Below are 21,216 nucleotides of genomic sequence, written 5' to 3'. Positions count from 1 at the left end.
GACGACGTGCCGGTGAGCTGTGCGCCGACAGTAACAGCGGATTCATAAGAATTGCAAGCGCTTACATCGTGAGAGCCCTTTCATATTGGGGATGCCGCGGCCTCCGACATCCGCGGGCCCGCCGTTTGCGTAACCGCTTGCAGAGCGTGGGTGTCAATCGGCGGTGCGTGCCTCGCGGGCCTGTCGCCGCGTGAGCGGGGCGCCGGCCGGAACGCGGATGCCGCCGGTGTCGACCTCGACCGGGGCGCCCGCCTGGTTCGCGGCGCGCTGGGCCGACAGCGCGGCGTCATCGTCGACGGCCTCCTGCAGCGCCGACTTCGCCCGCAGCGGAGGCGTCTTGAAGAACAGCGACAGCACGAACGCGACGATGACGACCCACATCGCGACCCAGTAGACCGCGACCGCGGAGTCGTTGAACGCGACCAGCATGGGCTTGCTCAGCCGGGGGTCGGCGCCGACGAGGAACGACGTGTCGTCGACCGTGCTCTGGTCGATCTGCGAGTCGCCGCCGCCGTCGGCGAAGCGGTCGAGCATCGTGGGCACGAGGGTGTCGACGAACGCGGCGCGGTCGTCGGCATCCGAGAAGTCGAGGGTCACCGTCCCGTCGTCCGAGAGCCGGGCGGCGGGCACCTGCTTCTGGATCTCGGTGAGCGCCGCCTGCTGCGCCTGCGCCACGGCCGCGGCCGTCGCCGCCTCTTGCTGCGCCGGCGGGATCTGCCCGGCCTCGACCTGCGCCGCGACGGCGTCGGTGGCCGCGGCCGCGGCGTTGTCGACGCCCTCCTGCAGCTGCTTCGTGGTGGCATCGGTCGCCTGCGTGACGATCGGCGTGTAGATCTTCGCCATGATGTCGGCGTTCTCGGGCGCGCCCGCGACCTCGGGGTCGAACGCCGCGTCGAGGGCGCTCGTGAGGGTGTCTTCGTCGGCGAACGAGGCCTGGATGTTCTGCGGCATGAGCGTGAACATCAGCGACAGCAGCACGGCCGTGCCGAGCGTGCCGCCGATCTGCCGGAAGAACGTCGAGGCGCTCGTCGCGACGCCCATGTCGCGCAGCCCGACCGAGTTCTGGCTCGCGATCGTCAGGGTCTGCATCAGCTGCCCGAGCCCGAGGCCGATCAGCAGCATCCCGCCCGCCATGAACCAGTACGACGTGTCGTACCGCAGATGAGTGAGCCAGAAGAAGCCGATCGACAGGAACGCCGTGCCGAGGATCGGGAAGACCCGGTACCGCCCGGTGCGGGCGATGATCTGGCCGCTGCCGATGGAGGCGATCATCATGCCGAGGATCATCGGCAGCATCTGCAGACCGCTCTCGGTCGGCGTGGCGCCGAGCACCAGCTGCAGGTACAGCGGGATGGTGAGCATCGCGCCGAACATGCCGAAGCCGACGAACACGCCGATCACTGTCGCCATCGAGAACGTCGACGAGCGGAAGAGCTTCAGCGGGATCAGCGCGTCGTCCTTCATGAGCGTCTCGACGATGACGAACGCGATGACGCCGAGTCCGCCGACGATGTAGCAGCCGAGCGCGAGCGGCGAATCCCAGCCCCATTCGCGTCCCTGCTCGGCCACCAGCAGCAGCGGCACGAGCGCGATGATCACCGTCGTCGCACCCCACCAGTCGATGCGCACGGAATGGACGGGATGCCGCGGGATGTGCAGGAACCGCAGCACGATGCCCAGCGCCACGAGGCCGATCGGGACGTTGATGAGGAACACCCAGCGCCACCCGGCGATGCCGAGGATCTCGTCGGCGCCGGCGAACAGCCCGCCGATGAGCGGGCCCAGCAGGCTCGAGATGCCGAAGACGGCGAGGAAGTACCCCTGGTACTTGGCGCGCTCGCGGGGCGCGAGGATGTCGCCCATGATCGCCAGGGGCATCGACATGAGGCCGCCCGCGCCGAGACCCTGGATCGCACGGAACGCCGCGAGCTGCAGCATGGACGTCGAGAACGACGCGAGGATCGAGCCGATCACGAACACGACGATCGCGAAGATGAACAGCGGCCGGCGGCCGAAGATGTCGGACAGCTTGCCGTAGATGGGCGTCGAGATCGTCGAGACGATGAGGTAGGCCGTCGTCACCCACGCCTGCTCGCTGAGGCCGTGCAGGTCGTCGCCGATGGTGCGGATCGCGGTGCCGACGACCGTCTGGTCCAGCGCCGACAGGAACATGCCCGCCATCAGGCCGAAGATGACGAACAGGATCATCCGGTGGGTCATCACCGGCGCGGCGACAGTCTCGGACGACGTGCGGGTCTCAGACATGACTACCCCCGAACTGCAGATCAGCGGATGCGATCAGGCGACTCCGTCGTCGTCAGGTCTGGGCTCATCGTAGACCGCCTCTGTCAGAGGCGCTCGATGATCGTCGCGTTCGCCATGCCGCCGCCCTCGCACATCGTCTGCAGGCCGTAGCGCCCGCCGGTGGCCTCCAGGTGCGCGACGAGCGTCCCGAGCAGCCGTGCGCCCGAGGCGCCGACGGCGTGTCCGAGCGCGATCGCTCCGCCCCACGGGTTGAGCTTCGCGGGGTCGGCGTCGAGGTCGCGCAGCCATGCCAGCGGCACCGACGCGAACGCCTCGTTCACCTCGTAGGCGTCGAGGTCGTCGATCGAGAGGCCGCTGCGCTCGAGGATTCTGCGCGTGGCCGGACTCGGCCCGGTGAGCATCATGATCGGGTCGTCGCCCACCACGGCGAACGCGTGGAACCGCGCGCGCGGCGTGAGTCCGAGCTCCTGCGCCTTCTCCTCGCTCATGATGAGGACCGCGGATGCCGCGTCGGTGAGCGGCGACGAGTTGCCCGCCGTGATGCGCCAGTCGAGGTCGGGGAACCGCTCCGCGAGCGCATCCGTGCGGAACGCCGGGGCGAGTCCGGCGAGCCCCTCGACCGTCGTCCCCGGGCGGACGGTCTCGTCGAACGCGACAGCCTCGCCGTCGCCGGGGAGGACCGGGATCACCTGCGAGTCGAATCGGCCGCGGGTCCAGGCATCCGCCGCCCGACGGTGCGACTCGGCCGAGAAGGCGTCGAGCTCCTCGCGGGAGAAGCCCCAGCGCGCGGCGATGAGCTCGGCCGACACGCCTTGGCCCACGAGCCCGTCCGGGTAGCGGCTCGCCACGCCCTGCGAGACAGTGCCGCCGTGGGCCGACGAGCCGAGCGGCACGCGGCTCATCGACTCGACGCCGGCGGCGATCACGATGTCGTAGGCGCCCGCGATGACGCCCTGCGCCGCGAAGTGCGCCGCCTGCTGGCTCGATCCGCACTGCCGGTCGATCGTCACCGCCGGCACCGTCTCGGCGAAACCGGCGGCGAGCACGGCCTGACGCCCGATGTTGAGGGACTGGTCGGCGACCTGGCTGACGCATCCCATCAGCACGTCGTCGATCTGCGTGGACTCGAGCGCATTGCGCTCGAGCAGGGCCGTGAGCACCTCGGCGACGAGGTCGACGGGATGGATACCGCTCAGGGCTCCCCCGGGCTTGCCCCGCCCGGACGGGGTTCGGACGACGTCGACGATGACCGCGCTGCGCATGAGAGTGCCTCCTGGTCCGAGCCTACGTCTCCGCGAAACGCGGGGATCCGGCCTCGCTCGGACGCCTGGGCGCAATTCCTCCGAATCTGGCGAGATCTCCGAGCGTGGCGCGCCGCCGAGACGTCAGCCCAAGGTCGCCGCGCGCTCCTGCGCCGCTTCCAGCAGCCGCGGCACTCCGGCCTCGAGACCGGGACCGAAGGTGTCGCCGGGCCGCTGCCCGTCGAGCCACCGGGTGTACAGCGCCTCGCAGAACACCGCGGCCTTGAACAGGGCGAGCGCCTCGTACCAGGGCAGCATCGAGAGATCGAGCGGATGCCGCCGCGCATAGCGCTCGACCAGCTCCGCGGTCTCGGGAAAGCCGTCGAGCCGTGTGACCGGCGTCAGCTCGAGCGGCGTCGGCACGTCGCCCGGACGCGCGTACGTCACGGTGAAGTAGCCGAGGTCGGCCAGCGGGTCGCCGAGCGTCGCCATCTCCCAGTCCAGGATCGCCGCCACCCGCGCGGGCGCGCGGCGCCCGGTCGAGGGCGCGTACATCAGATTTCCGATGCGGAAGTCGCCGTGCACGACGGCGGCCTGCTGGGTCGCCGGCAGGCGCGCGGCCAGCCACGCCGCGAGCTCGTCGACAGCCGCGAACGAGCGCCGGGAGTTGATCTGCCACAGCCCGGCGAAGCGTCCGACCTGCCGGGCGAGATATCCGTCGGGACGGCCGAGCGTGGCAACCTCGCCCTCGACGGCGACCGCGTGCAGGTCGGCCAGCGCATCGACGGCCGCGAAGGCGATGCCGCGGCGGCCCGGGCCGTCGTCGAGCGCCGGGGGGACGGCATCCGTCACCACGTCGCCCGACACCCGCCCCATGACGTAGAACGGCACGCCGAGCACCGCCGGGTCCTCGCACACCGCGACGATCCGCGGCACCGGTACGCCCGCTGCGCCGAGCACGCGCTGCACCCGGGCCTCGCGCGCCATGTCGTGCGTCGACGGCGGATGCGGCGGCCGCGGCCCACGGCGCAGCACGAGGTCGTGCCCGGCGTAGGCGATGGCGTACGTGACGTTGGACTGCCCCTCGCCGATGCGCTGCCACGACAGCGCCCCGTCGCCGAACCCGTCGGCACGCAGGTAGTCCGACACCGCGTCGACGACGAGCAGCGGCGGCCGCTCCAGCCCCTCGGCGTCCGCCCACGACGCGACGACCTCCGTGCCGTCGGGCTGCGAGATCACGGGGCGACCTCGTCGAGGCGGCGAGCGCCCGCCTCGATCTCGCGGGAGCGGGTGGATGCCGCACGCCGCGCGATCGCCCACCGGTGGGTCTCGCTCGACCCGTCGTAGATGCGGAACGGCCGCACCTCGTTGAGGTACTGCAGGAGCGGCAGGGCATCGGTGACGCCGTCGCCGCCGCACAGCTGGACGGAGCGGTCGATCACGCGGAACACGGCCTCGGAGCAGTGCACCTTCGCGACCGAGGACAGCGCCTCGCCGGCCCGCGGATCGTCGATGAGCGCGCGCGCGGTCTTGTCGATCATCGCGTCAGAGGTCTCGAGGTCGATGACGCTGTCGGCCAGCAGCGCCTGCGCGACGCCGAGGTCGCGCAGCTTTGACCCGAACAGCTCGCGTGCGTTCGCGCGGTCCAGCGCCGTGTCGTGCGCACGGCGGGCCAGCCCGAGCCAGCGCATGCAGTGGGTGAGCCGCGCCGGGCCGAGCCGCACCTGCGCGTAGCGGAAGCCCTGCCCCGGCTCGCCGAGCACGTCCTCGTCGGGCACGAAGCAACGGTCGAAGCTCACGTACGGGTGGCCGCCCGCGATCGCGCCCTCGATGGTGTGGACGTCCGGGCCGATCGTGACGCCGGGGGCGTCCAGTGGCAGGAGGAACATCGTGGCCCCCTCCTGCCACCCACCCACCGGGGGCGTGCGTGCCATCACGATCGCGAACGCGGCCCCGTTGGCCCCGCTGATGAACCGCTTGCGCCCGGAGATGCGCCAGCCGCCGTCGACCCGCTCGGCTGACGTCGACAGCGCCCGCGGGTCGGAGCCCGCGCCCGGATGCGGCTCCGTCATCGCGAAGCTCGACCGCACCTCGCCGCGCACCAGCGGCGCGAGGTAGCGCTCGTGCTGGGCGGGCGTGCCGACGACGTGCAGCAGGTGGACGTTGCCCTCGTCCGGCGCCATGATGCCCAGCACCGTGGGCCCGATCGGCGAGTAGCCGGCCTCTTGGAACACCCCCGACCACTCGTCCAGCGGCAGGCCGAGCCCGCCGTACCCGGCCGGCGCGTGCGGCGCGTACAGCCCGGCCGCGCGCGCACTGTCGCGCAGTCTGTCGAGCGCGGTGTCATCGAGCGCCATGCCCGGTGCCGGCTCGGCGGGCAGCACGACCTCGCGGATGAAGGCGCGCGTGCGGGCGCGCAGGCCGGCGCTCATGCCGCACCTCCTGCCGCGAGCAGGCCGCCGTCGAGCGTGAGCACCTGGCCGGTGATCCAGGCCGCATCGTCGCCCACCAGGAAGGCGACGGCGCCGGCGACGTCCTCGGGCGCGCCGAGCCTGCCGAGCGGATACGCGGCCGCGACCTCGTCCTCGCGCCCCTCGTACAGCGCACGGGCGAAGCGCGTCTTGACGATGGCCGGCGCCACGGCGTTGACCCGCACCCGAGGCGCGAGTTCGACGGCGAGCGTCTCGGTGAGGTGCGACACGGCGGCCTTCGTCACGCCGTACCAGCCGATCCCGGGCGACGCGACCTCCCCGGTGACGGACGACAGATTCACGACGCTGCCCCCGTGTCCGCCAGTGCCGAGACCGCGCGCGAGGGCCTGCTGCGTCCACGCGAGCGTCGAGACGACGTTGACCTCGAGGATCTTGCGGGCCGCCGCGAGGTCGAGCGCGGACAGCGGCCCGTACACCGGGTTGATGCCGGCGTTGTTGACGAGGATGTCGATGCCGCCGAACTCGGCCACGACACGGTCGAGCGCCTCGGCGCGGTGGCCGGGATCGTCGGCGGCGCCCGCGACGCCGATCGCGGACCCGACGGGCAGCGACGACACCGCAGCGGCGAGCTCGTCGGGGTGCCGCGCCGTCAGGCACACGTGGGCGCCGTCGGCGACCAGGCGCGCGGCGATCGAGAGTCCGATCCCCCGGCTCGCGCCTGTCACGACAGCGGTTCGGCCGCTCAGCGGTGTGGTCATCTTCGTCCTCGCTCTCGGGCAGACGACATCGTCTGCGCTTAATCGTGCGTAAGAAACGTGGCGCGCACAACCCTGATTCGCCGTTGCTGCGGCGGGTTGCGGCATCCACTTTCTAATGCATAATAAAAACATGTCGATGCGGCGAGGACGCCGCACCACGACCCCTCACAGGATTCGGAGCATCGGCGATGGCGCTGGCACGAGACATCTACGACGACGACCACGAGCAGTTCCGCGACGTGGTGCGCGCGTTCGCCGAGCAGCACGCGCGGCCGAACGCCGAGCGCTGGGAGGCCGAGGGCAAGGTCGACCGCTGGCTGTTCACGAAGGCGGCCGAGGCGGGCATCCTGGGCTTCTCGATCCCCGAGGAGTACGGCGGCGGCGGAGCTGACGACTTCCGGTTCCACGCGATCATGGGCGAGGAGCTCGCGCGCCACCCGGTGTCGGACGGCATGGCCGGCATCGCGCTGTCGAACGACATCGTGATCCCCTACTTCACCGACCTGACGGACGACGAGCAGAAGCGGCGATGGCTGCCCGGCATCGCCGCCGGCGAGCTCATCGTCGCCGTCGCCATGACCGAGCCCGGCACCGGCAGCGACCTGTCGGGCATCCGCACCTCTGCGGTGCGCGACGGCGACGACTATGTGGTCAACGGCTCGAAGATCTTCATCTCGAACGGGCAGAACGCCGACCTGGTCGTCACCGCGGTGCGCACGAGCGAAGACCCCCACCGGGGGCTCAGCCTGCTGGTCGTCGAGACGGACTCCCCCGGATTCTCGCGCGGCCGCAACCTCGAGAAGGTCGGGCTGCACGCGCAGGACACGAGCGAACTGGTGTTCCAGGACGTGCGCGTGCCCGCCGCGAACCTCCTGGGTGCCGAAGGAGCGGGCTTCGCGGGACTGATGCGCAACCTGCCGCAGGAGCGGCTGTCGATCGCCGCCGCTGCCGTCGCGTCGAGCGAGGGCGTGCTCGAGCGCACGCTCGACTACGTCAAGGGCCGCACCGCGTTCGGCAAGCCGGTCGGCTCGTTCCAGAACACCCGGTTCGAGCTGGCCGACATGGTCACCGCCACCGAGGTGAGCCGGGCGTACATCGACCGCTGCATCCGCGCGCACTCGGCCGGCGAGCTGTCGGCGGAGGATGCCGCGGCCGCGAAGTTCTGGACCACCGAGCAGTACGTGCAGATCGTGGGCCGGTGCCTGCAGCTGCACGGCGGCTACGGCTACATGCGCGAATACCGCATCGCGCGCGACTACGAGGACGCGCGCATCACGACCATCTACGGCGGCACGACCGAGATCATGAAAGAGATCGTCGGTCGCAGCCTCGGACTGTGAGGAGACACCCCATGGCTGACGCATTCATCTACGACGCCGTGCGCACGCCGCGCGGCCGCAACCGGGGCGGTTCGCTCCACGGCACCAAGCCCGTCGATCTCGTCGTGGGGCTCATCCACGCGCTCCTCGAGCGCAACCCCGGCGTCGATCCCGCGCTGATCGACGACATCGTCCTGGGCGTCGTGTCGCCGGTGGGCGAGCAGGGCGGCGACATCGCCCGCACCGCGGCCCTCGTCGCGGGACTCCCCGAGACCGTCGCGGGCGTGCAGCTCAACCGCTTCTGCGCCTCGGGCCTGGAGGCCGTCAACACCGCGGCGCACAAGGTCGCGTCGGGCTTCGAGGACCTCGTGCTCGCAGGCGGCGTGGAGTCGATGTCACGCGTGCCGATCGGCTCGGACGGCGGCGCCTACGCGCAGGACCCGACGACCAACTACGACCTGTACTTCGTGCCGCAGGGCATCGGCGCCGACCTCATCGCGACGCTCGAGGGCTTCTCGCGCGATGACGTCGACGCGTACGCCGCAGAGTCCCAGCGCCGCGCCGACACCGCGTGGCGCGAGGGCCGCTTCGACGGCTCGGTCGTGCCGGTGCGCGACCAGAACGGCGTCACCCTGCTCGACACCGACGAGCACCGCCGGCCCGACACGTCCGGCCTCGGCGGCCTGCCCGCCGCGTTCGCGGCGCTCGGCGACGCCGCGGGCTTCGACGCGGTCGCGACCCAGAAGTACCACGCCGTCGAGCGCATCGACCACGTGCACACCGCGGGCAACTCGTCGGGCATCGTCGACGGCGCGGCGCTGATGCTGATCGGCAGCAAGGAGGTCGGCGAGCGCCTCGGGCTCACCCCGCGCGCCCGCATCGTGGCGACCGCCGTCACCGGCTCCGAGCCGACGATCATGCTCACCGGCCCGACGCCCGCGACGCAGAAGGCGCTCGCGAAGGCGGGGCTGGAGGCATCCGACATCGACCTGTTCGAGCTCAACGAGGCCTTCGCCGCCGTCGTCATGAAGTGGATGAAGGACCTCGACATCCCCCACGACAAGGTCAACGTCAACGGCGGGGCGATCGCACTCGGCCACCCGCTCGGCGCGACCGGCGCCATGATCCTCGGCACGCTGCTCGACGAGCTCGAGCGCCGCGACCAGCGTCGCGGGCTCGCCACGCTGTGCGTCGGCGCCGGCATGGGCATCGCGACAGTCATCGAGCGGGTCTGACCCGCGGCATCCACTCACGACCGAGGAAGAAGACACTCATGAGCACCACGATCGACGAGACGACCGTGTACCAGGGCTACGCCTGGGAGCAGGATGCCGACGGCGACGTCATCATCACGCTCGATGATCCCGACAGCACCGTCAACACCATGAACCCGCATTTCGTCGCGGCGCTGAAGGCGACGGCCGACCGGCTCGAGGCGGAGCGTGACAGCATCCGCGGCGTCGTCCTGGTCTCGGCCAAGCGCAGCTGGTTCGCCGGCGGCGACCTCAACCTGCTGCGCGCCGCCGACCCGGCGAAGGCGGCGGAAGAGACCGCGCACATCGACGCGGTCAAGGCCGACATGCGGCGGCTGGAGCTGCTGGGCAGGCCCGTCGTCGCGGCGATGAACGGCACCGCGCTCGGCGGCGGCCTGGAGGTCGCGCTCGCGACTCATCACCGCATCGCGGCCGACGTGCGCGGCGCGCAGTTCGGCGTGCCCGAGGTCTCGCTGGGACTGCTGCCCGGCGGCGGCGGCATCACACGGCTGGTCCGCATGCTCGGGCTGCAGAAGGCGCTGACCGACGTGATCCTGCCGGCGACGAAGTTCTCGCCGTCCGATGCGCTCGCGGTGGGGATCGTGGACTCGCTGGTCGCGACGTCTGAGGAGCTCGTGCCCGCCGCCAAGGCGTGGATCGCCGCGAACCCGGCACCGGTGAAGCCCTGGGACGAGAAGGGGTTCCGCATCCCCGGCGGCGCACCGACGTCGCCGTCGCTCGCGGGGGCGCTGCCCGCGTTCCCGGCCTCGCTGCGCAAGCAGCTGAAGGGCGCACCGCTGCCCGCACCGCGCGCGGCGATGGCGGCGGCCGTCGAAGGCGCGTACGTCGACTTCGACACCGCGTCGAAGGTCGAGACGCGGTACCTCGTCGAGCTGACGCACGGTCAGGTCGCGAAGAACATGATCAAGGCGTTCTTCTTCGACCTGCAGCACATCAACGCGGGCGGCTCCCGCCCGCAGGGCATCCCGACGTACCGGGCCGAGAAGCTCGGCGTCATCGGGGCCGGCATGATGGGCGCCGCGATCGCCTACGTGTCGGCCAAGGCCGGCATCGAGGTGGTCCTCAAGGACGTCTCGCTCGAGGCGGCGGAGAAGGGCAAGGACTATGCGCGCGGGCTGGAGGACAAGGCGCTCGCGCGCGGCCGCACGACCGCCGAGAAGTCCGCGGCACTGCTCGCGCGCATCACCCCCACCGCCGATGCGTCCGACTTCGCCGGCGTCGACTTCGTGATCGAGGCGGTCTTCGAGGCCGTGCCCGTGAAGCAGGCGGTGTTCCAGGAGATCCAGCACGTGGTGCGGCCGGACGCCGTGCTCGGCTCGAACACCTCGACGCTGCCGATCACGGTGCTGGCCGAAGGCGTCGAGCGCACCGACGACTTCATCGGCATCCACTTCTTCTCGCCCGTCGACAAGATGCCGCTCGTCGAGATCGTCCGCGGCGAGCGCACCAGCGACAAGGTGCTCGCGAAGACGTTCGACTTCGTGCAGCAGATCCGCAAGACCCCGATCGTCGTCAACGACGCCCGCGGGTTCTTCACGTCGCGGGTCATCGGCACCTTCATCGCCGAGGCCGTCGCGGCCGTCGGCGAGGGCGTCGAGCCTGCGTCGGTCGAGCAGGCCGCGCTGCAGGCCGGATACCCCGCCGGCGCGCTGCAGCTCCTCGACGAGCTGACGCTGTCGCTCACGCAGAAGATCCGGCTCGAGACCCGCGCTGCGGCCGAGGCGTCGGGCGAGGTGTGGGTGGCACATCCTTCGGAGGCGGTCGTGGACTACATGGTCGACGACGCCCACCGCATCGGCCGCCGCGAACGGGCCGGGTTCTACGACTACGACGAGAACGGGCGCCGTACCGGCATCTGGCCAGGGCTGCGCGAGAGATACGGCTCGGGGCGCACGGTGCTCCCCTTCGCGGACCTGCAGGAGCGGATGCTGTTCGCCGAGGCGCTCGACACGATCGCGTGCCTGGATGCCGGCGTGCTCACCTCGGTGCCCGACGCCAACATCGGCTCGATCTACGGCATCGGGTTCCCCGCGTGGACGGGCGGCGTGCTGCAGTACATCAATCAGTACGACGGCGGGCTGGACGGCTTCATCGCGCGCTCGCGGGAGCTGGCGGAACGCTACGGCGACCGGTTCCTGCCGCCGGCGTCGCTGCTCGCCAAGGCCGAGGCGGGTGAGACCTATGAGTGAGGTCGTGGTCGACACGTCGCCGCGCCTCAGGACCCGGTTCACCGAAGCGCTCGGCATCGAGCACCCGGTCGTGCAGGGCGGGATGATGTGGGTGGGCCGTGCCGAGCTCGCCGCCGCCGTGTCGGAGGCGGGCGGCCTGGGCATGATCACCGCGCTCACCCAGCCCACCCCGGCCGACCTCGTGAACGAGATCGAGCGGGCGCGCACCCTCACCGACAGGCCGTTCGGCGTGAACCTCACGATCCTGCCGTCGATCAGCCCGCCGCCGTACGACGAGTACCGGCGGGCGATCATCGACGCGGGCGTGACGATCGTCGAGACCGCCGGCGCCAACCCCGAGCCGCACATGGACATGTTCCGCGAGCACGGTGTGCGCGTCATCCACAAGTGCACGTCGGTGCGGCACGCCCTCAAGGCCGAGAAGGTCGGCGTGACGGCCGTGTCCATCGACGGCTTCGAGTGCGCCGGGCATCCCGGCGAGGACGACGTGCCCGGCCTCGTCCTGATCCCGGCGGCCGCCGACGCCCTCTCGATCCCGTTCATCGCGTCGGGCGGGTTCGCCGACGGCCGCGGCCTCGCGGCGGCGCTCGCGCTCGGCGCCGACGGCGTCAACATGGGCTCGCGCTTCATGTGCACCGTCGAGTCGCCGGTGTCGCAAGCCGTCAAGGAGCGCATCGTCGCGGCCACCGAGCTCGACACGAACCTCATCTTCCGGTCGCTGCGCAACACCGCACGGGTCGCGAAGAACGCGGTGTCCGACGAGGTGGTGCGCATCCTCGCCGACGGCGGGCAGTTCCCCGACGTGCGCGAGCTCGTCGCGGGCGCCCGAGGCCGCAGGGTGTTCGAGGACGGCGACCTCGACGCCGGCATCTGGACGGTCGGTCAGGTCCAGGGCCTCATCCGCGACATCCCCCGCGCCGGCGAGGTCGTCCGCCGCACCGTCACGCAGGCCCACGAGGTGCTGCAGCGACGCCTGGCGCTCTTCGCCTGACCCTGTCGAGAAGTGGATGCCGGCGGCCCGTGCCGCCGGCATCCCTTCGTCTGCGCGTCAGGCGCCGGCGCCGTGGCGGACGAGGTCCTGAGTCTGGCGGACGAGGTCGTCGAGGCTGCGGGTGCGGGGGTTCCACCACTCCACGGCCCAGTTCATCGAGCCCAGCAGCAGCAGGCGGAAGATGTTGATGTCGAGGTCGGCGCGCAGCTGTCCGGCATCCTGCGCGGCGTGGAACAGGTCGCGCCAGATGCGGCTGTACGAGGCCTCTTCGGCGGCCGGCCGCACCCGCAGGTGCTCAGGCACCTGGCCGGCGTTGCGCACCGACGCTGTCGTGTAGTCCGAGATCTGCAGCTCGTAGCGCAGGTGCGCGTCGACGGCGGCGAGGATGCGGTCCAGCGGCGTCGACTCGGCCGGCAGCGCTGCGATCACCTCATCGACGTGCACGCGCACGCGGTGGGCCCCAGCCCACATGACCTCTTCGACGAGGTCGTCGCGCGAGCCGAAGTAGTAGTAGATCGCGGGGGCCTGCACGCCCGCGACATCGGCGACGTCGGTGAGCCGCGTGCCCGCGTAGCCCTTGCGGCTCAGCACCTGCGCCGCGGCGTCGAGGATCCGCTCACGTGTGCGCTGCGACTTCAGCGTCGCGCCGTCTTCGCCGCCCTGCGACACGCGGCCTCCTCTCGTCGGTCACATTCTAACTGGGATTCGAAAATCTCCGCTTGTTCTCTTGCGGGGCGACAGCGGTGGCGATAGCGTGAATCGCCGTTCACTTATCGGCGCAGCGCGTCCCGACGACGACGTCGGGGCCCGGAGCTGGAGGAACCCGACATGACCCTCGTCCACGACGACAGCAGCACCGAGGTGCTCACCACGACAGATCCTCGCGACGGCAGCCCGATCGCCTCGTACCCGGTCGCGACCGCCGACGACGTCCGCCGCACCGTCGAGGCCGCGCGAGACGCCGCCGCCTGGTGGGCGGCACAGGGCTTCGACGGCCGCCGTCGGATCCTGCTCGCTTTCAAGGGTGCGATCGCCCGTGACGCGAAGCACCTCGCGGCGATGATCGCGCGTGAGACCGGCAAGCCCGAGGGCGACGCGCTGCTCGAGGTGATGCTCACCCTCGGCCACCTCGACTGGGCCGCGAAGAACGCCGAGCACGTACTCAAGCGCCGCAAGGTGAAGGCAGGCCTCGTGAACTACAACCAGCACGCGACGCTCGGGTACGAGCCGCACGGAGTGGTCGGCGTCATCGGCCCGTGGAACTACCCGTTCTACACGCCGATGGGCTCGATCTCGTACGCGCTCGCAGCCGGCAACGTCGTCGTGTTCAAGCCGAGCGAGCTCACACCGGGCACCGCCGTGTGGGTCGCCGACAGATGGCGCGAGGCGTGCGACCACCCCGTGCTGCAGGTCGTGACCGGCGACCGCGGGACGGGCGCCGACCTCGTGCGCGCCGGCGTCGACAAGGTGGCGTTCACCGGATCGACGGCGAGCGCCAAGAAGGTCATGGCCGCGTGCGCGGAGTCGCTCACGCCGCTGGTCGCAGAGTGCGGCGGCAAGGACGCGCTCATCGTGGCCGCCGATGCCGACCTCGACGCCGCGGCGGACTTCATCGCGTTCGGGGCGCTCGGCAACGCGGGCCAGACGTGCGTGGGCGTCGAGCGCGTGTACGTCGAGCGATCGGTCCGCGACGCGCTGGTCGACAGGGTCGTCGAGCGGGCGGGCCGCATCGCTGTCGGCGGCGACACCCCCACGTACGGGCCGATGACGCTCGCGACGCAGACCGACGTCGTCGCCGCGCACGTCGAGGACGCCCTCGCCCGCGGCGGCCGCGCCGTCTACGGCGGGCCCGACTCGATCCACGGACGCACGGTGTCGCCGATCGTGCTGGTCGACGTGCCCGAGGACTCCGACGCCGTGCAGCGCGAGACGTTCGGCCCGACGGTCGTGATCAACGCGGTCGCCGACCTCGACGAGGCCGTCGCGCGCGCGAACGCGACCGACTACGGTCTGGGCGCCGCGGTCTTCACCAAGGACGCCCACAAGGGCGAGCGCGTCGCCGCACGCCTGCGCGCCGGGGTCGTGACCATCAACTCCGTGCTGGGCTTCGCGGCGGTCGGAGCGCTCCCCTTCGGCGGGGTCAAGGGCTCGGGCTTCGGCCGCATCCACGGCGCCGACGGCCTCCGCGAGTTCAGCGTGCCGAAGTCGATCGCCCGCCAGACCGGCAAGGCCGCGCTCAACCTGCTGACCCTCGAGCGCTCCCCGCGCGACATGCACCTGGTCGAGCGCATGATCCCCATGCTGCACGGCAAGGGCCGCTGACCCGACGACGCAAAGAGTGGATGCCGCGCCCGGCCGCTCAGGACGGGTGCGGCATCCCTCGCACGCCCAGCACGATCTCGACGAGGCAGGCCAGCCGCTCGGCGGCCGCGGCGTCGCGCACCCCGAGCGACGGCGCCTGGTCGGCCACGACGCCGAGGCCGGCGTGCACCAGCACGGCCGCCTCGCGTCCGCCCAGTTCGGGACGGACCGCCTGCAGCACCGCGACCCAGTCAGCGACGTGCGCGCGCTGCAGAGCGCGCAGCCGGCGCTGCTCATCGGGGGCGAGGTTGGCGATCTCGGAGAAGTACACCCGCGTGAGCTCGAGGTTGCCGAAGGTGTGGGCGACGTACGCGCGCACCAGGCCGTGCATGAGCTCGGAGGGGGATGCCGCGTCTTCCCGCGCACGGAGCACGGCACGCTCCAGCGACACGGCGGCGCGGTCGCAGGCAGCCAGCAGCAGCGCGGACTTTCCGTCGAAGTGGCGGTAGACGCCGGACGGCGTGAGATCGACCGCGACGGCGATGTCTTCGATGGTCGCCTCGTTGTACCCGCGCGCGGCGAACTGGCGGATGGCGGCGTCGATGAGCTGTGCACGCCGGCCCAGAGCGGCCGACACCCCGACGGCCGGGGCGGGCGGCGGTGCGGCATCCACCGATTCCGGGACAGGGAGGGTGCCGTCCAGCGCCCGCCACGCGGCGTCCGACAGCAGGGTGCGCAGCGTGCGCGCGCCGACCGTCGTGTGGTGGGCGGTGATGCTGGCGACCGCGCTCAGCGCGCCGAGGACGAGAAGTCGCCGGTCGATCTCGTCCGCTGACGGCCGGTACACGACGTGCGCGTGCTCGAACCGGCGGCGCAGCGTCCGGAACTCGGATGTCAGCAGCTCGCGGTCGTCGGGTTCGAGGTAGCGCCCCTCCCACCGGTAGATGCCGCCGGTGGCGCGCAGCTCGACGGTGGTGGCGATGACCGCGTCCAGGAGGGCGTCGAGGGCTTCGCGCGCCTCGTCGGCGGAGTCGAGCGGGAGGGCTGCGGCCTCGTCGGTGCCTTCGACGAGCCGATGGGCCAGCGTGAAGGCGGTGCGCACGAACAGCGCGTACTTGTTCGGGAAGTGCCGGTACAGCGCGGGCGCCGAGATGCCGACGGCGGCCGCGATGTCCTGCATGCCGACCGCGTGGTACCCGTGCTGCGCGAAGGCCAGCGCGGCGGCCTCTTCGATGCGGCGCTTGCGGTCGCGGGGCCGGGTGCGCGGGGCGGCGGACGGCGCGGCGGCGGGCATGCGCACAGCCTACCGGCGCCGCCGCGGACCAGGCCCCCGCGCGAGCGGCGGTTCACTTGCCACGCCTTCTCAGATGTGAATTCTCGTTAACAAAAAGCGTGACATCCGCCCTCGCCGGTGGCATACTCGACACACCAGCCCGGTGCCGCAGAGTCGCGGCATCCGTACGACGACGTGACGAGAGGCAACCCGAGATGACCGACGCCGCCCCCTCCGCGAGCCCCGCCCCCTCCGCCATACCGACCGCGGTGCGCCGCAATCACTGGATGAACCAGGTCGCGACGCACGCCGAGATGAAGCCGGATGCCGCGGCCTTCAAGTTCCTCGGCGAGACGACCACGTGGCGCCAGGCCGCCGAGAGCATGGACGCCTTCGCCGCCGCGCTCGCACGTCGCGGTGTCGGCTTCGGCGACCGCGTGCTGCTGCTGACCCTGAACCGGCCCGAGGTCGTGCTGTCGGTGTTCGGCATCAACCGCCTCGGCGCCATCGCGGTGCCTCTCAACATCCGCCTCACCCCGCCCGAGATCGCGTACATCGTCGACGACGCCGATGCCGACGTGCTCATCGTCGAGGCGCCGCTCGCACCGCTCGTCGGCGCGGTCGCGCAGATCACCGACCGCATCAAGAAGGTCATCGTGATCGGCGACGCCGGCGAAGGGCAGGAGTCCTGGGCCGACCTCGTCGCCGAGGACCCGGCCGGCTTCGACGCACCCGACGTGCCCGAAGACACCACGTGCCTCATCATGTACACCTCGGGCACCACGGGCCGGCCGAAGGGGGCGATGCTCGACCACGTCAACCTCTTCGCGCAGAGCCTCACCCTGCTGCGCGTGAACCAGGTGTTCGGCGAGGACGACATCTCGTTCATGACGGCGCCGCTGTTCCACATCGCCGGCCTCGGATCGATCGCACCGAACTTCGTCATCGGCATCGTCACGGTGATCCATCCGCTGGGCGCGTTCAACCCGACCGAGCTGCTCGACGCGTGGGAGCGGGAGAAGGCGACCATCGTCTTCAACGTGCCGCAGCAATGGCAGGTGATCTGCGCCGATCCGTCGATCCCCGACCGCGATCTGCACCTGCGCATCATCAGCTGGGGCGCGGCGCCTGCCTCCGACACGCTGCTGCGTCAGATGAGCGACTGCTTCCCGAGAGCGATCAACGTCGCCGTGTTCGGGCAGACCGAGATGACCCCCATCACGTGTGCGCTGAGCGGCGAGGACTCGCTGCGCAAGCTGGGGTCGGTCGGCCGCCCGATCCCGACGCTGCAGTACCGCGTCGTCGACGACGAGATGAACGACGTCGAACGCGGCGAGGTCGGCGAGATCCTGTACCGCGGACCCAACCTGATGAAGGGCTACTGGCGCAAGCCGACCGAGACCGCCGAGGCGTTCGAGGGCGGCTGGTTCCACTCCGGCGACCTCGTCCGGCAGGACGCCGAGGGCTTCGTGTGGGTCGTCGACCGCAAGAAGGACATGATCATCTCGGGCGGCGAGAACGTGTACTGCGCCGAGGTCGAGAACGTGCTGTTCGCCCACCCGAAGATCGTGGATGCCGCCATCTACGGCCGCGCCGACGAACGCTGGGGCGAGGTGGCCGTGGCCGCTGTCGCGCTGGCGCCGGGCGAAGAGCTCACGATCGAGGAGCTGCAGTCGTGGCTGGGCGACAAGCTGGCGCGGTTCAAGCAGCCCAAGGCCCTCGTCGTGGTGCCCGCGCTCCCCCGCAACGCCGGCGGCAAGGTCAACAAGGTCGCGCTGCGCACCGCCGACCGCGAACTCGCCCCGGCGTGAGCGGACGCGCATGACCGACAGGATCGACCGCCTCCCGACGATCGACCGCGCCGCCGCCGAGCCCTCGTCGGTGACCACCCGGGCCGCCGTCGTGCACGAGCGCGGCGGCGTCGCGGTGATCGCCGACATCGCTCTCGCCGCTCCCGGCCCTGACGAGCTGCTCGTCGAGGTGAAGGCCTCCGGCGTATGCCCGACCGACCTGTTCGGGATCGACGGCGGCGCGGGCGACCGGTTCCCGGCCGTGTTCGGCCACGAGGGCGCCGGCGTCGTGCTCGCCGTCGGCGACCGGGTGGACGCCATCCGTCCCGGCGACCATGTGGTGCTGAGCTTCGCGTCGTGCGGCGCGTGCGACGCGTGCCTCGGCGCGCACCCGGCGTACTGCGCGCGCTTCGGCGAGCTCAACTACGGCGCGCGCGCCGCGCAGGCTCACGACGGCGAACGCGTCACGACCGGCTGGATGTCGCAGTCGTCGTGGGCCGAGCATGTCGTCGTGCCGGCATCGAGCGCCGCCGTGATCGGCGACGACGTGCCGTGGCGGGTCGCCGCGCCGCTCGGCTGCGGCATCCTCACCGGTGCCGGGACCGTGCTGGGCGCGCTGCGCCCGGGTCCCGGCGACGCGCTGCTGGTGCTGGGCGCGGGCACGACCGGGCTGGCGGCCGTCCTCGCCGCCCGCCACCGCGGCGTCTCGCGCATCGCCGTGAGCGACCCGGCGGCAGGGCGCCGCGCGCTGGCCCTCGAGCTCGGCGCCACCGAGGCGCACGACCCGGCCGCTCTCGACCGGGTGACCGGGTTCACCCATGCGCTCGACACCGTCGGCACGCAGGCCACGGTCGACACGGCGCTGGCCGCCCTCGCCCCGCAGGGTGTCGCCGCGACCGTCGCACTCAAGCCCGGCGCGAACCCCGTCACGGTGTCGCAGACCCGGCTGCTGTGGGGCCGCACACTCACCGGCGTGATCGAGGGCGACGCCGTCGTCTCGCGCGACGTGCCGCTGCTGGCCGCTCTCTGGCGCGCCGGACGGCTGCCGATCGAACGACTGGTCACGCAGTACGCCTTCGCCGACGTCGATACCGCGATCGCCGAGGCGCGCGGCGGTCGGGTGATCAAGGCGGTGCTGACGATGGATCAGGATGCCGCAGAGCCGCCGGCCGCGGCATCCACTCCGCCGTCACTGCTCGACGCGCTGCGGGCGGGCGCCGTGCCCGACGCCGATCTGCCGGCGCTGTGGCGCTCGCTGCCGCCGGTCGCGACCACGACGCTGCGCGGATTCTGGCGGGGCTGGGGGCTCACGCACGACCATCGCGCCGGGCGCCTGCTGGAGCGCAGCCGGTGGCGCGGCAAGCTGTTCCGCTCGGACGACGAGGTGGCGCCCATCGTGTGCGAGGCCGGCGACGGCACGCTCGTGGCCGATGTCGCCCTGGCCCGTGGCGGAGCCACCCTGCGCACCCTCGCCCACGACGGCGTGACGACGGCGGCCATGGTCTACGACGGCCAGCCGATCATCGACCACTTCGTGCGTCTCGCCCCGGATGCGGTGCTCGGAGTGATGACCGGTCGCGACACCGACGACCAGGGCCGGCCGTTCTTCTTCGTGCTGGACCGGTCCGACGACGATCCGCGCGCCGCGGGCATCGCGTGAGACTCGGAGATCACGCCTGACTCGGACGCATGGCACGCATGCGTCTGAGATTCGCGAGATCTCCGAGTGAGGCGCGCGCCTCAGCCGCGGGCGGCGGGCGTCGCGTACGTGCTGCGCTGCTCGATGACCGCGAGCGTGCACCGCGAGATGCACACGAGGCGCGAGGCGTCGTCGACGATGCGGATCTCCCACACGTGCGCGCGGCGCCCGATGTTGGCGGGGGTCACCGTGGCCGTCACCCAGCCCGACGAGATCGGGCGGATGTGGTTGGCGTTGATCTCCTGCCCCACCACGTGGAACTTCTCGCGGTCGACGGCGAGGTAGCCCGCCCACGACGCGAGGGTCTCGGCGAGCGCGACCGACGCACCGCCGTGCAGCACGCCCGCCGGCTGCACGGTGCGCCGGTCGACCGGCATCCGTCCGACCAGCGCGTCCTCGCGGATCTCGACGATCTCGATGCCGAGGTTCTCGATCAGCGTGCCGCCGGCCATCGCCGTGAGGTCGATGCCGGCGACATCGCCGAACCAGAGGGTCATCCTGCCGCTTCTTCTGCCCGGTCGGCGACGGCGAGCGCCGCGGTGTCGGCGACGTAGCCGTCGACGTGGCGCTCGTCAGGGCCGTTGTACTCCGACAGCGGCCGGATCAGCGCGTTCGAGGCGAGCTGCTCCATGATGTGCGCGGTCCAGCCCGTGACGCGAGCGGCCACGAACAGCGGCGTGAAGGTCAGCGTGTCGAAGCCGATGAGGTTGTACGCCGGGCCCGACGGGTAGTCGAGGTTCGGGTAGATGCCCTTGCGCGCCACGAACTCGGACTCGAGGGTGTCGTACAGTGCGGCGACATCCGGGCGGTCGTAGTGCTCGACCAGCGTGTCCAGCGCAGCCTTCATCGTGGGCACGCGCGAGTCGCCGCGCTTGTAGACGCGGTGGCCGAAGCCCATGATCTTGCGCTTCTCGGCGAGCGCCCGGTCGAGCCACGGACCGACGTTGTCGGCCGTGCCGATCTCGTCGAAGATGTGCAGCACGGCCTCGTTGGCGCCGCCGTGCAGCGGGCCCTTGAGCGCGCCGATCGCGCCCACGACGGCCGAGTACAGGTCGCTCAGCGTCGACGTGATCACGCGGGCGGTGAACGTCGACGCGTTGAACGAGTGCTCGCCGTACAGGATCATCGAGCGGTTGAAGGCGTCCACGACGACCTCGTCCGCCTCTTCGCCGAAGGTCATCCACAGGAAGTTGGCGGCGTAGTCCAGATCGTCGCGGGGTTCGACGGGCGGCAGGCCCCGGCGACGGCGCTGGCCGTACGCGACGATCGCCGGCAGCACCGCGAACAGGCGCACGCTGCGCTCGAGGTTCTGCTCCTCGCTGCCGCTGACCTCGAGCACCGAACCCGTGCCGGCGAGGTCGCGCGCGCCGATGAGGCTCACGGCGGTGCGCACCTCGTCCATCGGGTGGGCATCCAGCGGCACCAGGTCGATCGTGGCGCGCACGTCGTCGGGGATCGCACGGTGCGCGCGCTCGGTCAGCCGCAGCTGCGCGAGCTGCTCGGCGTCGGGCAGCTCGCCGTTCCACAGCAGGTACGCCACCGCCTCGAACGGCTGCGTGGCCGCGAGCTCCTGCACGGGGTAGCCCCGGTACAGCAGCGAGTTCGTCTCGGGGTTGACCTTCGAGATCGCCGTGTAGTCCACGAGGACACCGGCGAGGCCCTTCTTGATGTCAGGTTCGGTCAT

Annotated in this window: 16 protein-coding genes; 7 read left to right on the top strand and 9 right to left on the bottom strand. The window is 71.5% G+C overall.

The genetic code is table 11. The features are described from left to right. Positions 1-153: 153 nt before the first annotated feature. From ABEA46_RS02195 to ABEA46_RS02175, 5 genes are all read right to left on the bottom strand, one after another. Positions 154-2,265 (bottom strand): MDR family MFS transporter, encoded by a 2,112-nt coding sequence (locus tag ABEA46_RS02195; RefSeq protein WP_345542691.1) that lies wholly within the window; start codon positions 2,263-2,265, stop codon positions 154-156. An 83-nt stretch (positions 2,266-2,348) separates the two neighbouring features. Continuing rightward, entirely contained in the window at positions 2,349-3,527 is a 1,179-nt protein-coding gene (locus tag ABEA46_RS02190; protein ID WP_345542690.1) for a thiolase family protein, read from the bottom strand. Between the two features lie 123 nt (positions 3,528-3,650). Beyond that, positions 3,651-4,745, bottom strand: coding sequence for a phosphotransferase family protein (locus tag ABEA46_RS02185; RefSeq protein WP_345542689.1), 1,095 nt, complete (start codon positions 4,743-4,745; stop codon positions 3,651-3,653). Beyond that, a complete protein-coding gene (locus ABEA46_RS02180) occupies positions 4,742-5,938 on the bottom strand; it encodes an acyl-CoA dehydrogenase family protein (protein WP_345542688.1) in 1,197 nt (398 codons plus the stop codon). The genes ABEA46_RS02185 and ABEA46_RS02180 overlap by 4 nt, the downstream gene beginning before the upstream one ends. After that, entirely contained in the window at positions 5,935-6,696 is a 762-nt protein-coding gene (locus ABEA46_RS02175) for an SDR family oxidoreductase (RefSeq protein ID WP_345542686.1), read from the bottom strand. Before ABEA46_RS02175 ends, ABEA46_RS02180 begins: the two co-directional genes overlap by 4 nt. A gap of 188 nt (positions 6,697-6,884) precedes the next feature. Between ABEA46_RS02175 and ABEA46_RS02170 the strand changes: the two genes are divergently transcribed. The 4 genes from ABEA46_RS02170 to ABEA46_RS02155 are packed head-to-tail and all read left to right on the top strand — an operon-like array spanning position 6,885 to position 12,469. Next, the gene (locus tag ABEA46_RS02170; RefSeq protein WP_345542685.1) at positions 6,885-8,036 is read left to right on the top strand and encodes an acyl-CoA dehydrogenase family protein; all 1,152 of its coding nucleotides are present in this window, start codon (positions 6,885-6,887) and stop codon (positions 8,034-8,036) included. Between the two features lie 11 nt (positions 8,037-8,047). Then, positions 8,048-9,250, top strand: a complete 1,203-nt coding sequence (locus tag ABEA46_RS02165) for an acetyl-CoA C-acetyltransferase (RefSeq protein WP_345542683.1) — start codon at positions 8,048-8,050, stop codon at positions 9,248-9,250. Positions 9,251-9,288: 38 nt separating this feature from the next. Next, complete coding sequence (locus ABEA46_RS02160) at positions 9,289-11,478, top strand: 3-hydroxyacyl-CoA dehydrogenase NAD-binding domain-containing protein (protein ID WP_345542682.1); 2,190 nt, start codon at positions 9,289-9,291, stop codon at positions 11,476-11,478. Continuing rightward, positions 11,471-12,469 (top strand): NAD(P)H-dependent flavin oxidoreductase, encoded by a 999-nt coding sequence (locus ABEA46_RS02155; RefSeq protein ID WP_345542681.1) that lies wholly within the window; start codon positions 11,471-11,473, stop codon positions 12,467-12,469. The genes ABEA46_RS02160 and ABEA46_RS02155 overlap by 8 nt, the downstream gene beginning before the upstream one ends. Positions 12,470-12,526: 57 nt before the next feature. Here ABEA46_RS02155 and ABEA46_RS02150 read toward each other — a convergent pair whose 3' ends face one another. Further along, positions 12,527-13,138 (bottom strand): TetR/AcrR family transcriptional regulator, encoded by a 612-nt coding sequence (locus ABEA46_RS02150; protein ID WP_345542680.1) that lies wholly within the window; start codon positions 13,136-13,138, stop codon positions 12,527-12,529. Between the two features lie 159 nt (positions 13,139-13,297). Here ABEA46_RS02150 and ABEA46_RS02145 point away from each other — a divergent pair, with 159 nt between their 5' ends. Further along, complete coding sequence (locus tag ABEA46_RS02145) at positions 13,298-14,791, top strand: aldehyde dehydrogenase family protein (RefSeq protein ID WP_345542679.1); 1,494 nt, start codon at positions 13,298-13,300, stop codon at positions 14,789-14,791. Between the two features lie 37 nt (positions 14,792-14,828). Here the strand turns inward: ABEA46_RS02145 and ABEA46_RS02140 are convergent, their stop codons facing one another. Beyond that, entirely contained in the window at positions 14,829-16,064 is a 1,236-nt protein-coding gene (locus tag ABEA46_RS02140) for a TetR/AcrR family transcriptional regulator (RefSeq protein WP_345542678.1), read from the bottom strand. A gap of 194 nt (positions 16,065-16,258) precedes the next feature. On the opposite strand from ABEA46_RS02140, the gene ABEA46_RS02135 reads away from it, so the two are divergent. Both ABEA46_RS02135 and ABEA46_RS02130 read left to right on the top strand, forming a co-directional pair. Continuing rightward, positions 16,259-17,854 (top strand): AMP-binding protein, encoded by a 1,596-nt coding sequence (locus ABEA46_RS02135; protein ID WP_345542677.1) that lies wholly within the window; start codon positions 16,259-16,261, stop codon positions 17,852-17,854. 10 nt (positions 17,855-17,864) lie between these two features. Continuing rightward, positions 17,865-19,493: an alcohol dehydrogenase catalytic domain-containing protein gene (locus ABEA46_RS02130; RefSeq protein WP_345542676.1), complete on the top strand. Its 1,629-nt coding sequence runs from the start codon at positions 17,865-17,867 to the stop codon at positions 19,491-19,493. An 80-nt stretch (positions 19,494-19,573) separates the two neighbouring features. On the opposite strand, the gene ABEA46_RS02125 is transcribed toward ABEA46_RS02130, so the two are convergent. Together ABEA46_RS02125 and ABEA46_RS02120 are read right to left on the bottom strand one after the other, a co-directional pair. Further along, positions 19,574-20,029, bottom strand: a complete 456-nt coding sequence (locus tag ABEA46_RS02125; RefSeq protein WP_345542675.1) for a hotdog fold thioesterase — start codon at positions 20,027-20,029, stop codon at positions 19,574-19,576. Continuing rightward, positions 20,026-21,216 (bottom strand): bifunctional 2-methylcitrate synthase/citrate synthase, encoded by a 1,191-nt coding sequence (locus tag ABEA46_RS02120; protein WP_345542674.1) that lies wholly within the window; start codon positions 21,214-21,216, stop codon positions 20,026-20,028. Before ABEA46_RS02120 ends, ABEA46_RS02125 begins: the two co-directional genes overlap by 4 nt.

Source organism: Microbacterium jejuense (assembly GCF_039544225.1).
GTDB classification, from domain to species: Bacteria; Actinomycetota; Actinomycetes; order Actinomycetales; family Microbacteriaceae; genus Microbacterium; species Microbacterium jejuense.
The sequence above is the reverse complement of the archived record's forward strand: the minus strand, read 5'-3'. Positions and strand labels throughout refer to the sequence as shown.

Coding starts and splice junctions, on each gene's coding strand:
- ABEA46_RS02175 (WP_345542686.1), bottom strand. CDS start 6,696: ATGACCACACCGCTGAGCGGCCGAACCGCTGTCGTGACAGGCGCGAGC.
- ABEA46_RS02135 (WP_345542677.1), top strand. CDS start 16,259: ATGACCGACGCCGCCCCCTCCGCGAGCCCCGCCCCCTCCGCCATACCG.
- ABEA46_RS02120 (WP_345542674.1), bottom strand. CDS start 21,216: ATGACCGAACCTGACATCAAGAAGGGCCTCGCCGGTGTCCTCGTGGAC.
- ABEA46_RS02170 (WP_345542685.1), top strand. CDS start 6,885: ATGGCGCTGGCACGAGACATCTACGACGACGACCACGAGCAGTTCCGC.
- ABEA46_RS02180 (WP_345542688.1), bottom strand. CDS start 5,938: ATGAGCGCCGGCCTGCGCGCCCGCACGCGCGCCTTCATCCGCGAGGTC.
- ABEA46_RS02130 (WP_345542676.1), top strand. CDS start 17,865: ATGACCGACAGGATCGACCGCCTCCCGACGATCGACCGCGCCGCCGCC.
- ABEA46_RS02165 (WP_345542683.1), top strand. CDS start 8,048: ATGGCTGACGCATTCATCTACGACGCCGTGCGCACGCCGCGCGGCCGC.
- ABEA46_RS02195 (WP_345542691.1), bottom strand. CDS start 2,265: ATGTCTGAGACCCGCACGTCGTCCGAGACTGTCGCCGCGCCGGTGATG.
- ABEA46_RS02125 (WP_345542675.1), bottom strand. CDS start 20,029: ATGACCCTCTGGTTCGGCGATGTCGCCGGCATCGACCTCACGGCGATG.
- ABEA46_RS02155 (WP_345542681.1), top strand. CDS start 11,471: ATGAGTGAGGTCGTGGTCGACACGTCGCCGCGCCTCAGGACCCGGTTC.
- ABEA46_RS02160 (WP_345542682.1), top strand. CDS start 9,289: ATGAGCACCACGATCGACGAGACGACCGTGTACCAGGGCTACGCCTGG.
- ABEA46_RS02190 (WP_345542690.1), bottom strand. CDS start 3,527: ATGCGCAGCGCGGTCATCGTCGACGTCGTCCGAACCCCGTCCGGGCGG.
- ABEA46_RS02140 (WP_345542678.1), bottom strand. CDS start 16,064: ATGCCCGCCGCCGCGCCGTCCGCCGCCCCGCGCACCCGGCCCCGCGAC.
- ABEA46_RS02145 (WP_345542679.1), top strand. CDS start 13,298: ATGACCCTCGTCCACGACGACAGCAGCACCGAGGTGCTCACCACGACA.